The sequence below is a fragment of the Gordonia sp. KTR9 genome (assembly GCF_000143885.2).
GTDB lineage: Bacteria > Actinomycetota > Actinomycetes > Mycobacteriales > Mycobacteriaceae > Gordonia.
The window spans coordinates 4021842-4035539 of record NC_018581.1 but is presented as its reverse complement, the minus strand read 5'-3'; the positions used below and the strand labels follow the sequence as shown (position 1 = coordinate 4035539).

The following is a 13698-nucleotide window of genomic DNA, read 5'->3' as shown; positions in this document are numbered from 1 at the left end:
ACATGCACGACAACCATGTACGGCTTCCGCACGGTGACCGGCTGCAGGGGTACAGCCCCGTCCTGGTCGCGCACGGCACCCGCAATCCGCACGGCGTCAACGTGATCGCCCAGATCGCCGAGGCGGTCAGCGACCGGATCGGACTGACCCGCACCGCGTTCGTCGACGTCCTCGGGCCGACGCCGAGCGAGGTCATCGCCGATCTGGATCGCCCGGCCGTCCTGGTCCCGGCATTCCTGGCCTCGGGGTATCACGTCCGCAAGGACCTGCCCGAACACGTCTCGGCTGCCGGCCGGGACGACACGGTGGTCACCCGGGCGCTGGGACCCGATCCGGCGATCGCCTCGGTCGCCCGCCTCCGCCTCGTCGAAGCGGGCTGGGAACCGGGCGATGCGGTCGTGCTCGCCGCCGCCGGTTCGTCGGACGAGAGTGCCTGCGGCCAGGTTCATCTGGCCGCGCGGCAACTGGAGTCGCTCATCGGCGGGCGGGTCGAGGTCGGGTTCATCACGACCGCGACGCCGACGGTCCCCGACGCCGTCGAGCGGGCCCGGCGGACGGGCCGCCGAGTCGTGATCGCCAGTCACCTCCTCGCCCCGGGTCTGTTCCACCAGCGTCTGAGCACCTACGGCGCGGACGCGGTCGCCGCACCGCTCGGACCGGACCCGCGGATCGTCGACCTGATCGTGACGCGGATGCGCGCGGCGATCAGTCCGTACCGGCGGACCGCCGCGACCCGGCGGGGATAGTGCGCGTCACACCGAGATGTCCCAGCGACACTCGCGGAGGCGGATCCGCCCGTCGGTGATCGGAACTCCCTCCGCCCGTAGACGTTCGAGCTGTCGGTGCACCAGGTGAGGAGCCGGCCGGCCGCTGGCGGGCACCACCCGGTGCCAGGGCAGATCGGCGGAGTCGGTCCGCATGATCCAGCCGACGATCCGGGGGCTGGACAACCCGGCCGCGGCGGCCAGGTCGCCGTAGGTGCTCACCCGGCCGGCCGGGATCGCCGACACCAGTGAGCGGATCTGTTCCACCTGCTCCTCGGTGATGGCCGCCATCGTCGCCACCCTCCCCTCGTCCCGTCGAGCCGGTCGCGACACGACCGTCGCGAAAGATGCTGTCTCAGAGCAGCGATCGGATCAGTGAGGCGCAGCGCTCGGGTTCGAGGAACGGCACCATGTGCCCGCAGTCGGCATGGTGGACGGTGACCTCGGTGCCGCGTTCGCTCGCGCACGCATCCAGGAAGGCCGGCCGCACGAACGGAGGCTGCACCTGGTCGGCGACCACCACATGGGTCGGTGTCCCGGGCGGCGGAAGAACCGCGGGTCTGGCCATCTCGCTCCACGACGCCGCCGCGGCAGGTGCGCTGACCCGCCATCCGACCCGGCCCCGCGGCCGGGGGACGAGGTGTTCGGCGAGCTCGGCCTCCATGAGGGCGTCGGGCACGGCCGCCCAGCCCTCGGCGCGTTTCGCGGACCGAGCGGCGTCGGTGTCGGCGTAGTCCCAGTTGTCGAGACTGTCGGTGGCCGCCTCGAGTGCGAATTCGGGGTCGAGGCCTTGCGCGGGGTCGAGCAGCACGAGGCCCTTGACCGCGTCCGGGCGGCGGTTGGCCAGGTGCAGCGCCAGCGCGCCGCCGAAGGAGTGACCCACGACGACCACCGGCTGCTCATCGGTGGGGATGTGGTCGTCGATCACGGCGGACAGCGCCCGCACCTGATGTTCGATGCTCCACGGCGGGCGCCACGGCGACCGGCCGTGACCGATCAGGTCCGGCGCGACGAGACGGACGCCGGGGAGGTGGTCGGTCAGCGCTGCCCAGCGGCGGCCGTGACCGGTGAGCCCGTGAATGGCGAGAACCGCAGGACCGCTGCCGAAGACATGGGTGTTGAGAGCTGCCACCCGTCCATCCTGCCGTACGCCGTGCGGCGGGATCCGACGCAGGTGGCGGGCGCGTCGGGAACAGCGTCGGTGGGCCGTGATTCGATGGGGACATGAGTCGGAGACCGGGCGCCCAGACCCAGCGCAGCGCGCTGCGTGCGCGACTCGTCGCGGCCCCCGACCAGACGGATCGGCCCCGGCACTGGCCGCCGTCGGTGACCCAGGTCATCGACCCGCCCACGAGCCGACCGGCGGACGAGGAACAGGCCTGGCGTCCGGTGCGGGTGCACGGCGGTCCGGGGAGCGGGAAGACGGCGCTGATCGTCGATGCCGCGGTGGCCCGCCTGCTCGATCCGTCCACCGATCCGGAGTCCGTCCTCGTCCTGGCGTCGAGCCGGCGCGCCGCGGTCGCACTGCGCGAGGAGATCACCCGGCGCGTGCTCTCCGCCGGGTCGAGCGGCCGCCGGGTCCTCGGCGGCGCCTTGCGCGAGCCGCTCGTGCGGACCGTGCACTCCTATGCCTTCGCGATCCTCCGTCTACAGGCCCAAGCGCACAACAACCCGCCGCCACGACTCATCACGGGCTCCGAGCAGGACGTCGTCCTGCGTGAACTGCTCGCCGGCGACATCGAGGACGGCGCCGGGTACTGGCCTTCGCACCTGCGGCCCGCGCTGGGCACCGACGGTTTCGCCCAGGCCCTGCGCGACCTGATGATGCGGGCCGCCGAACGCGGCGTGGGTCCCGAAGAGCTTGCCGCACTGGGACGCACGCACAAGCGCCCGGAGTGGGTCGCGGCCGCTCGTGCGTATGCGCAGTACGAGCAGAACATGTTGTTGCGCGGGGCCGTCGGCCTCGAGACCCCGGGTGCCTCGGCGCCCGCGGTCGACGCGGCCGAGCTGATCGGCTCGGCCCTCTCGGCCTTCGCCACCGACCCCGAGCTGCTGAGCGGTGAGCGCCGCCGTATCCGGCACCTGCTCGTCGACGACGCGCAACATCTCGATCCGCAAGCGGCGCAGCTCATCACGCTCGTCGGCACCGGTACGCTGTCGACGATCATCGCGGCCGACACCGACCAGTCCGTCTTCGGGTTCCGGGGTGCGAGTCCGCGCTTCGCCGACGGCCTGGCCGAACCGGGCAGCCCGCACGACATCCTCCTCGAGGACGACTTCCGCGCCCGACCCGAACTGTCCCGGCTCGGTCGCGCGATCGCCGCCCGATTGCCCGGTGCCCGCCCGCATCCCTATCCGCGGCCGGTGGCAGATGCGGATGTCCAGGAACCCGATGCGCCGGGCCGGACACCCACGGACGGGGGCGGCGCGGCCGCCGTGCGGGTGTACGGGTCCGCGGCCAAGGAGGCCACCGCCATCGCCGACCTCCTGCGGCGTGCCCATCTCTTCGACGGTGTGCCGTGGTCGCAGATGGCGGTCGTCGTGCGGTCGGTGTCCCTGGCGCTACCGCCGCTGCGCCGCGCCTTCCGATCCGCGGGCGTGCCCTTGACGACTCCCGCGAGCGACCTGCCGCTGCACCGGCAACGTGCGGTCATCGGGTTGATGCTGGTGCTGCGCGCGGTCGCCGCACGCACTGCACCGGGGGCGGCCGCCGAACCGTCCGACCCCGGCACGCCGGACCCCGCCCCGTTCGCACCCGAGCCGTTCACGACCGACCTGTTCACCACGGAGGACACGCTGACCCTGCTGTCGGGTCCGATCGGCGCCGCCGACCCGGGTGCGATGCGCCGGCTCCGGCGCGGTGTGCGACGCCTCGACGACGCCGACGACCCGGCGGGACAACCGGATTCACTCACCTCGCTCACCCGCGCGATCCTCGATCCGGACGTCGGCGCGCGCTATCGCCGCAGGCTCACCGAGACCGAGGCGGCGCCGCTGGCCCGCGTGCTCGACGTCGTCGGGGCGGCGCAGCGTGTCCACGACGCGCGTCGTGGGATCGAGGAGACCCTGTGGGCGGCGTGGCAGGCCACCGGACTCGAGCGGCGATGGGCGGCGTCGGCGGTTCGCGGCGGTCCGGCCGGCGAGCAGGCCGACCGCGACCTCGACGCGGTCATGGCGATGTTCGAATCCGCCGCGGACTTCTCCGACACCCTGCCCGCGGCCGGGCCCGCCGGATTCGTGCACTACCTCTCCCAGCTCCAGATCCCGCGTGACACCCGGACAGCCACCGCGACGACCGACTCGGTGACGGTGCTGTCCGCACACGCCGCGGTCGGACGCGAATGGGAGGTCGTCGCCGTCGCCGGCGTCCAGGACGGGCTGTGGCCGTCGTTGCGCAGCCGCGGCGGTGTTCTCCAGACCGGGCAACTCGTCGACATCCTCGACGGCATGGCCGCCGACGCCGTGGACACCGTTGCCCGCGGGGCGACGGCGCTCGCCGACGAGCGCCGGCTCTTCCTCGTCGCCTGCACCCGGGCGCGTGGCCGGTTGCTCGTGACCGCGGTCGAGGACGGCAGCGGGGACGCGTCGCCGTCGCGGTTCATCACCGAACTCGCGGACCTGGTGGGTGATGCCGACGATCCGGCAGAGTCCGCCCGCGCCGAGATCCGACTCGATCCCGGCGTCGACCGGGTGCTCTCGTTGCCCTCGTTGGTCGCCACGCTGCGATCGGCGGTGATCGCCGGGGCCGACGAGCCCGACGCGCCTCGCACCGAGGCCGCGGCGCGCCTGCTGGCCGAGCTGGCCGATTCCGACATCCCGGGCGCGCATCCGCGCGACTGGTTCGGGCTCGCCGCGCCCAGCACCGACGAGCCGGTGTGGACGCCGGAGTCGGGGGCGCTGACGCTGTCCCCGTCGAATGTCGATGCACTGACCCGCTGTTCACTGCGCTGGGTGCTCGAACGCAACGGCGGCCGCGACGGCGACGGCACCCCGGCACTGACCGGCAGCCTCGTGCACACACTCGTGCAGGCAGTCGCCGGTCAACTCGACCCGGCCGAGGTGACCGCGGCGCTGCGCGGCATCTGGGAGCGGGTCGACACCGGGGCGGGTTGGTACTCGGCTCGCGAACTCGAACGTGCGGAGAGCATGCTCGGGCACTTCCGGGAGTGGCTGCGCATCTCACGCACCGAGCTCGAGGAGGTGGGTGTCGAACTGCCGGTCGACGCAACCATTCCCGCTGACCCCGGGTCGGAGTCCGACGAGCCCGCGGTCCGTCTCCGCGGGCGCGTCGACCGGCTCGAGACCGATGCCGACGGCCGGCCGGTCGTCGTCGACGTGAAGACCTCCAAGAACCCGATCACCAAGGCCGACGCCGACGAGCACGCCCAGATGGCGGCCTACCAGGTGGCGTTGGCGCACGGCGGGGTGCCGCAGTTCGGCGATGCCGCCCCGGGCGGTGCACGACTGGTCTACGTGTCGACCGCGAACCGCAATTCCGGTGCGGCCGAACGTGTTCAACCGCCGCTCACGCCGGAATTGCTCGACGAGTGGATCGGGGTGGTGCGCCGCGCGGCGCGGGCGAGCATCGGACCGACGTACACCGCGACACCCAATCCCGGTTGTGTGCACTGCAACCTCACCACCAGTTGTCCCGCGCAGATCCCCGGAAAGGCGGTGACCGATGACTGACCTCCAGGACCGGACCGAGCGTCCGATCGTCGGGGCGAAGTCACTGGCGGCGGCGCTGGGCCTGCCCGATCCCACGCCCGAGCAGGTCGCGGTGATCGAAGCACCCATGGAACCGATGCTCGTCGTCGCCGGCGCCGGTGCCGGCAAGACCGAGACGATGGCCTCGCGTGTGGTGTGGCTGGTGGCCAACCAGCTCGTGGCCCCCGACGAGATCCTCGGCCTCACGTTCACACGCAAGGCCGCGAGCGAACTCGGTGCCCGGATCCGGCGCCGGCTCTCGATGCTCGCCGGGTCGCCGGCGCTGCGGAACTGGGATCCCGACGGCGCGTTGGCCGCCCGGCTGCGCGGTGCCGACCCCGAGGTGAGCACCTACCATGCCTACGCTGGCCGGCTGATCGCCGACTACGGGCTGCTCCTGCCGGTGGAACCGTCGTCGACCCTGCTCACCGAGACCGAGCTCTGGCAGCTGGCGTTCTCACTCGTGTCCGCCTGGCCGGGCGAACTGAACACCAAGAAGGTGCCGGCGAGTGTCACCGAGGCGGTCCTCAAGCTGTACGGCGAGATGTCGGAGCACCTCGTCGACATCGCCGACCTCGCCCAGGCGGGTTCCACGCTGTACGACCTCGTCGACACCCTTCCGAAAGGTCCCAAGCAGCGCGACAAACCGACTCAGGCGCTGCTGAAGGTCAAGGAGGTCATCGACGAGCGCCGCGAGCTGATCCCGATGGTGATCGCGCTGGGGGAGACGATGCGCTCACAGTCCGCGCTCGACTTCGGCAGCCAGATGTCGCTCGCCGCGCGGCTGGTGGTGTCCAATCCCGAAGTCGTGACGGCCGAACGGACCGCCTTCCGCGCGGTCCTGCTCGACGAGTACCAGGACACCGGTCACTCGCAACGGGTGCTGCTGTCGACGCTGTTCGGCGGGCACGGGCGCGCACCGGCCGCGGTCACCTCGGTCGGCGATCCCATCCAGTCCATCTACGGGTGGCGAGGTGCCTCGGCGGCCAACCTGCCGCGGTTCGCGCGTGACTTCCCGCGTCCCGACGGGACCCCGGCCCGGCGCCTGGAACTCCTCACCAGCTGGCGGAATGCGGCCCAGGGCCTGCGGCTGGCCAACCAGATCTCCGAGGAGCTCCGACGCCGCGGTATCCCGGTCAGCGTGCTCCGGCCCCGCCCCGACGCCCCGCACGGAACGGCGACGATCGCCCTGACCGAGACCGTCGTCGACGAACGGAACTGGATCGCCGACGCGATCGAGGAACGGTACCGAGCGGCGGAGGCCGCGGAGGTGGCACCTCCGACCACCGCGATCCTGGTGCGGCGCAACGAGGATTCGGCACCACTGGCCGCCGAGCTCGAGAGTCGGGGCATCCCCACCGAGGTGGTCGGCATCGGCGGGCTGCTGCATGTCCCGGAGATCGAGGACATCGTCGCGACCCTGCGCGTGATGGCCGACCCGATGGCCGGGACCGCGGTCATGCGCCTGCTCACCGGGGCACGCTGGCGGCTGGGCGCCAAGGACCTCGCCGCGCTGTGGCGGCGGGCCACCACCCTGGCGGCGGAGAGTTTCGCCGAGGCGGGCGGGGTGGTCACCAGCAGAGAGGCGCTCGACGCGGCCCTCGACGCCGTGCTGCCCACCGAGATCGTCGACCGGGCGGGCATCGCCGACGCCGTCGTCGACCCGGGCGAGCCGACCGACTACAGCCCGGAGGGCTACGCGCGCATCCGGGCCTTCGGCGCGCAGCTGGAGTCACTGCGCCGCCGCATCGGTCAGCCGCTGCCCGAACTCGTCGCCGACGTGGAGAACACGATCGGTGTCGGCGTCGAGGCGCAGATCCGTGCACGCCGCATGCGGGGCGCGATCACCGGTCGCGAACATCTCGACGCCTTCGCCGACTACGTCAGTCACTACGCCGATCGCCAGGGCGCGAACCTGCCCGGTCTGCTGGCTTTCCTCGATGCCGCCGAGACCATCGAGAAGGGCCTGGAACCGGGACGCATCGAGGTGGCCGAGCAGCGCGTGCAGATCCTCACCGTGCATGCGGCCAAGGGGCTCGAATGGGATGTCGTCGCGATCCCGCACCTGGCGAAGGGCATCTTCCCCAGCGCCAAGGCCGACACCACGTGGCTGGGCAGCGCGCGTGAACTACCAGCCGACCTGCGCGGCGATCTGGCCATCCCGGCCGAATCGGCCGACGGTGCGCCGGAAGGATTTCCGCTCCTGAAGATCGACACCGTCGCCGACCGCAAACAGCTCGAGGACGCCCTGACCGACCACAAGGCGGCGATCGGTGAACGGCGTCTCGAGGAGGATCGGCGGCTGCTGTACGTGGCCCTCACCCGTGCTCGGCACGACCTGCTGGTCTCGGCGCACCACTGGTCGGAGACCGGTGACAAACCGCGCGGCGGATCGGATTTCTTCGAGGAGCTGATGGTCGGGATCGACGAGGCCATCACTGACCCGAGCGTCGATTCGACCGGTCTGTCGGTCGCGGTGCGCACGCCGCCACCCGAACCGGACAGCCCGAACCCGTTGGCCGAGCGCGCGATCGCGGCGCCGTGGCCGCGCGATCCGCTCGGCGGACGCCGCGACTCGGTGCAGCGGGCGGCCGACCTGGTCACCGACGCCATCACCGCACGCGCAGCGCCCGCCCTGTTCGACGCCCCGGCCGGTGACGCCGGGTCCGCCACCGCTCCGCCGCCCGATCCGGCGGACGAGATCGGCGCATGGGAAGCGGAGGTGTCGGCCCTGCTCGCCGAGCACCACCAGGCCAATCAGGCACTCGTCGAGGTGTCCCTGCCGACCCACCTGTCGGTCAGCCAGCTCGTCGAACTCGACGCCGACGAGGCCGAGTTCGCCCGTCGGCTGCGCCGCCCGACACCGTTCCGGCCCAACCCGATGGCGCGGCGCGGCACCGCCTTCCACGCGTGGGTGGAACGCTGGTTCGGGGCGACACGACTCCTCGACATCGACGAGTTGCCCGGCGCGGCAGACGCGACCGCGAGTCCGGACGCCGATCTCGAGGAGCTCCGGGCGGCGTTCCTGTCCTCGCCCTGGGCGAATCGCAGTCCCACCGAGGTGGAGGTGCCGTTCGAAACCGTCATCGGCGGGATCGTGGTGCGAGGACGGATCGACGCGGTCTTCGCCGAGAAGGACGGTTCGTGGACGGTGGTGGACTGGAAGACCGGCGTCGTCCCCGAGCCCGCCCGCCGGGAGTCGCTGTTCATCCAGCTGGCCGCGTATCGCCTGGCGTGGGCGCAACTGGCCGGGGTGGAGACGACCAAGGTGCGGGCCGCGTTCCACTACGTGCGCGACGGGCACACCCTGGAGGCCGACGATCTGCCCGACGAGGCCACCCTCGCCGCCAAGCTCGCCCGATGAGGTCCGCGTCGAGAGGTTGGTCCCGCCAGATGAGTTGCGATGCGCCGCGGTGGGCTACATTGCAGCGTGTGAGCGAACTCGACGGGCGCGAGCGCGCCGGTGGCTAGCCGCCTGCGCCGACGTTTCGGCGGCACCGAGCTGGCCAACCGGCCCGACCATGCCCTGGTCGGTGTCGTCCGTATCCCCGAACTGCAGCAGAGTCCGAGCCGGGCGATCGGCCGGCGCGTCTTCTGGGCAACCCTCGCGCTGCTGTTCACCTCGGTGGTCGTCTGGCTGGATCGCGCCGGTTATCGCGACGCCCAGGACAACGAGCTGTCGTATCTGGATGCGCTGTACTACTCGGCGGTGACCCTCTCCACGACCGGCTACGGCGACATCACGCCGATCACGCCGTTCGCCCGTTTCATCAACCTCGTCATCATCACGCCCTTGCGCGTGCTGTTCCTGATCGTCCTGATCGGTACCACCCTCGAGGTGCTCACCGAACGGTCGCGCCAGGCGCTCAAGATCCAGCGTTGGAGGAATACCGTGCGCAATCACACCGTGGTCATCGGTTATGGCACCAAGGGCCGCACCGCGGTTGACGCGATGCGGGGTGACGGCATCAAGCCCTCCGAGATCGTCGTCGTCGACGCCGACGCCACCGTGCTCGAGGCGGCCGCCTCCGACGGGCTGGTCACGGTGCGCGGCGACGCCACCAAGTCCGACGTCCTCCGCCTGGCCGGTGTCGCCCACGCGACGAGCATCGTCGTGGCCACCAGCCGCGACGACACCGCGGTCCTCGCCACGCTCACCGCCCGCGAACTCAATCCGCGGGCGAAGATCGTCGCGTCGATCCGGGAGTCGGAGAACACCCATCTGATGCGTCAGTCCGGCGCCAACTCGGTCGTGGTGTCGTCGGAGACCGCCGGCCGCCTGCTCGGGATCGCGACGATGACCCCGTCGGTGGTCGAGGTGATCGAGGATCTCCTCACCCCGGACGCCGGGTATGCCATCGCCGAACGGGAGGTCGACCCGACCGAGACCGGCGGATCGCCCAGCCACACCCGCGACATCGTCCTCGGCGTCGTACGGAACGGTGTGCTGCACCGCGTCGACGACAGCGCGGTCGAGCAGATCGAGGTCGGCGACCGTCTGCTGTACGTCCGCAAGAGCCCCAACGACGACTGACCGATCCGCTGTATCCGAGAAAGGATTGTGCGACAGTGCATTTCGAGCTGCCCGAACCGCCCCTGCTGTCGCGAGCGGTGTTCGACCGCGCGGACGCGATCCGCGACGACGCGCCACGGATGGCCGCCGGCTGGCCGACGGCGAAGGTGCTGCTGATCGACGCGGCCGGTCGCTACCCGGTGACCGATGCCGGTGCGCTGCACTGGGTCGCCGCCACCACCGTCGCCCAGGCGCCGCCCGCGGACGCGGTCATCCTCGGGTTCGACGCAGCGGACGGCGACGGGGGAGCCGACCTGTGGACACGGCGGGTGGACCACATCGACGGACCGACCGATGACGCCCGACGCGGTGCGACGCGGCTGTCCGCCGACGAGGCGGGCCTGCTCGCCACCGCGCTGGGAATCCTGAACTGGCACGAGACCGCCCGTCATTCACCGGTCGACGGTTCGGTCACCCAGCCCGCGCGAGGCGGCTGGGTCCGGCGCAGCGTCGACTCCGGACGGGACGAGTTCCCGCGGACCGACCCGGCGATCATCACCGTCGTCCACGACGGCGCCGATCGGATCCTGCTCGGCCGGCAGGCGGTGTGGCCGGCCGGCTGGTATTCGACGCTGGCCGGTTTCGTCGAGCCGGGGGAGTCGCTCGAACAGTGTGTGCTGCGGGAGGTGCACGAGGAGGTCGGGATCGTGGTGCGCGAACCGCGCTACCTGGGAAGCCAGCCGTGGCCGTTCCCGCGATCGCTCATGCTGGGTTTCGCGGCGATCGGCGACCCGGCCGACGAACTGGCATTCCTCGACGGCGAGATCGGCGACGCGCAGTGGTTCCACCGCGACGAGGTCCGGGAGGCACTGGCCCGCGGCGACGGCGGGTCGCGCGCCGAGGCGCCGGGTTCCGACGACGCCGACCGCCTGCGTCTTCCCGGGTCGATCTCTATCGCGCGGTCGATGATCGAGGCCTGGGCGGCCGGTTAGCGCGGCCGCCTGCCCTGCTCCTGAGAATGAGAGATGCGACCCCCATCGCCCCCTGAGGAGTGCTCCTGAGGATGAAAGATGCGACCCCCATCGCCCCCTGAGGAGCGTCCGGAGCTTGCGGAGGGCGCGTCACGAAGGGTCACAAATCGGAGCGAAGGGCTCCGCGAGATGCCCAGCGTGTCAGACGGCCAGCTTGGCCTTGACGTCGGCGATGGAGGGGTTGGTGGCGGTGGTGCCGTCGGCGTAGAGGACGGTGGGCACCACGTGATTGCCACCGTTGACACTGCCCACGAACTCCGCGGCGTCGGGGTTCAGCTCGATGTCGATCTCCTGCCAGCTGATGCCGCTGCTCTTGAGGCCGGTCTTGAGGCGGGCACAGAATCCGCACCACGACGTCGTGTACATGGTCAGTTCGCCGGTGTCGGAGGTGCGGGCGCCGGCCTCGTCGTCGATCACGTTGCTCATGGGTCTCATAACACCATGTCCGGGCCGGCTGTTCCCGGTTGCGTCGTTCTCCCCTGCGGGCGGCGTCGGTGGTTGGTGACATAGTGGACGCCGTGCCTCACCCGACTTCTGCTGCGAACCCCGAGTCCTCGCCTCGTGCCTCGTCGCCGGTGAGTCGAGGCGCGGTCGAGGGGCTCGACCCCGAACAGAGTGCCGCGGTCCTGGCGCCGCGCGGACCGGTGTGTGTGCTGGCCGGGGCGGGTACGGGCAAGACGCGGACCATCACCCGACGGATCGCCCACCTCATCGACACTGGGCAGGTCAATCCCGGTCAGGTGCTCGCGGTCACGTTCACCGCACGGGCAGCCGGGGAGATGCGGACCCGGTTGCGCGGTCTCGGTGTCGGCGGCGGTTCGGGGGGCAGCGTCGCGGCCCAGACCTTTCACGCCGCTGCGATGCGCCAGTTGCGGTATTTCTGGCCGCGGGCGTTCGGCGACGCACGATGGGAGCTCCTCGACAACAAGTTCCCGCTCATCTCGCGCGCGGCCCGGCGCTCCGGTCTCGACACCGCCACCGACACCCTGCGCGACCTGTCGTCGGAGATCGAGTGGGCCAAGGCCTCGCTGATCTCACCGGAGAACTATGTCGAGGCCGTCGGCCGGCTCGGCCGCGAGTCCCCGGCGCCGCCGGCGAAGGTCGCTGCCGTGTACGGGCACTACGAGGACGCTAAGGTCTCACCCGACGGCGACCGGTTGCTCGACTTCGACGACATGCTCATCTACATGACGCAGATCCTCACCGCCGAACCGGGAGCGGCGGACGAGTTCCGTTCGCGGTACCGGTGTTTCGTCGTCGACGAGTATCAGGACGTGACCCCGGTGCAGCAGGGTCTGCTCGACGCCTGGCTCGGCGAGCGCGACGATCTGACGGTCGTCGGTGACGCCAACCAGACGATCTACACCTTCACCGGCGCGTCCCCCAACCATCTGCTGGACTTCAGCCGCCGGTTCCCCGAGGCGACGGTCGTCCGCCTGGAGCGGGACTACCGGTCCACTCCCCAGGTCGTCGACCTCGCGAACCGGGTCATCGGTGCGGCCCGAGGACGGATCGCGGGCACCCGGCTCCGCCTCGTCGGACAACGACCCGCCGGCCCGGCACCGCAGTTCGCCGAGTACGACGACGAGCCCGCCGCGGCAACGGCTGTCGCCATCGAGATCAAACACCTCATCCGTGCCGGGGTCGCGCCCGCGGAGATCGCGATCCTGTACCGCGTCAACGCGCAGTCGGAGAACTACGAGCAGGCGCTGACCGAGGCGGGCATCCCGTACCAGGTCCGCGGCGGCGAGGCGTTCTTCGCGCGCACGGAGGTCCGGCAGGCCATGCGGCAGCTCGCCACGGTCGCCGGTCGCGAGGTCAGGCCCGACGTGGAGATCCTCGACGTCGTGCGAGCAGTCCTCGGCGAACTCGGGCTCACGGCGGAAGAGCCGTCGGGTACTCAGGCGCGCAGCCGCTGGGAGTCGCTGAAGGCGCTGGTCCAACTGACCGAGGACATGGTGGCCGAGAACCCCGGGCTGACACTGCCGCAGCTGTCGGCGGAGCTCGCGGCCCGCGCCGAGGCGCGCCATCCGCCGACCGTGCAGGGCGTGACGCTGTCGTCGCTGCATGCGGCCAAGGGACTCGAATGGGATGCGGTGTTCCTCGTCGGACTCACCGACGGGTCACTGCCCATCAGTCAGGCGATCAAGGGGTCGTGGGAGGAGGTCGAGGAGGAACGCCGGCTGTTCTACGTCGGCGTCACCCGCGCCCGCGAGCACCTGCACCTGTCGTGGGCGCTCGCCCGCAACGAGGGAGGCCGCGCCCGCCGGCGGTCACGGTTCCTCGCCGACCTCGTTCCCGACGACTCACCCGCCTCGCCGATCGCGAAGGAGCGCACACCCCGCCGCGGACCGACGTGCCGGGTCTGCGGTTCACGGCTGATGGATTCGACCGCGACACTGCTCGGCCGGTGCGCCGGATGCCCGTCGGACCTCGACGAGGGGCTGTTGGTCTCGCTCAAGGAGTGGCGTCGCGAGCGGGCCCTGGAGAAGAAGGTTCCGGCGTTCGTCGTCTTCTCCGACAAGACGCTCACCGCGATCGCCGAGCAGCGGCCCACCGATACCGCTGCGCTGGTGGCGATCTCGGGGATCGGGGCCAAGAAGGTCGACGAGTACGGCGAGGACATCCTCGACCTCGTCAAAACTGCAGGTCAAAAATAGGTTGTGCGTGTTTCGGCCCAGCG

Annotated in this window: 9 protein-coding genes; 6 read left to right on the top strand and 3 right to left on the bottom strand. The window is 71.3% G+C overall.

Annotation, left to right across the window (positions count from 1 at the left end):
- Window positions 1–2: 2 nt before the first annotated feature.
- Entirely contained in the window at window positions 3–746 is a 744-nt protein-coding gene (locus KTR9_RS18975) for a sirohydrochlorin chelatase (RefSeq protein WP_010843939.1), read from the top strand.
- A gap of 6 nt (window positions 747–752) precedes the next feature.
- On the opposite strand, the gene KTR9_RS18970 is transcribed toward KTR9_RS18975, so the two are convergent.
- Complete coding sequence (locus tag KTR9_RS18970; protein WP_044508110.1) at window positions 753–1055, bottom strand: MGMT family protein; 303 nt, start codon at window positions 1053–1055, stop codon at window positions 753–755.
- A gap of 64 nt (window positions 1056–1119) precedes the next feature.
- On the bottom strand, window positions 1120–1896 hold the full coding sequence (locus tag KTR9_RS18965) for an alpha/beta fold hydrolase (protein ID WP_010843941.1): 777 nt from the start codon (window positions 1894–1896) through the stop codon (window positions 1120–1122).
- A 92-nt stretch (window positions 1897–1988) separates the two neighbouring features.
- Here KTR9_RS18965 and KTR9_RS18960 point away from each other — a divergent pair, with 92 nt between their 5' ends.
- The 4 genes from KTR9_RS18960 to nudC all read left to right on the top strand — a co-directional run bounded on the left by KTR9_RS18960 (window position 1989) and on the right by nudC (window position 10976).
- On the top strand, window positions 1989–5453 hold the full coding sequence (locus tag KTR9_RS18960; RefSeq protein ID WP_044507079.1) for an ATP-dependent helicase: 3465 nt from the start codon (window positions 1989–1991) through the stop codon (window positions 5451–5453).
- Complete coding sequence (locus KTR9_RS18955) at window positions 5446–8835, top strand: ATP-dependent helicase (protein WP_014927718.1); 3390 nt, start codon at window positions 5446–5448, stop codon at window positions 8833–8835. Before KTR9_RS18960 ends, KTR9_RS18955 begins: the two co-directional genes overlap by 8 nt.
- A gap of 99 nt (window positions 8836–8934) precedes the next feature.
- On the top strand, window positions 8935–10005 hold the full coding sequence (locus KTR9_RS18950) for a potassium channel family protein (protein ID WP_010843944.1): 1071 nt from the start codon (window positions 8935–8937) through the stop codon (window positions 10003–10005).
- Window positions 10006–10040: 35 nt separating this feature from the next.
- On the top strand, window positions 10041–10976 hold the full coding sequence (gene nudC, locus KTR9_RS18945; protein ID WP_014927717.1) for an NAD(+) diphosphatase: 936 nt from the start codon (window positions 10041–10043) through the stop codon (window positions 10974–10976).
- 180 nt (window positions 10977–11156) lie between these two features.
- Here nudC and KTR9_RS18940 read toward each other — a convergent pair whose 3' ends face one another.
- On the bottom strand, window positions 11157–11441 hold the full coding sequence (locus KTR9_RS18940) for a mycoredoxin (RefSeq protein WP_044508108.1): 285 nt from the start codon (window positions 11439–11441) through the stop codon (window positions 11157–11159).
- Window positions 11442–11524: 83 nt separating this feature from the next.
- Between KTR9_RS18940 and KTR9_RS18935 the strand changes: the two genes are divergently transcribed.
- Window positions 11525–13675: an ATP-dependent DNA helicase UvrD2 gene (locus KTR9_RS18935; RefSeq protein WP_044507077.1), complete on the top strand. Its 2151-nt coding sequence runs from the start codon at window positions 11525–11527 to the stop codon at window positions 13673–13675.
- Window positions 13676–13698: the final 23 nt, after the last annotated feature.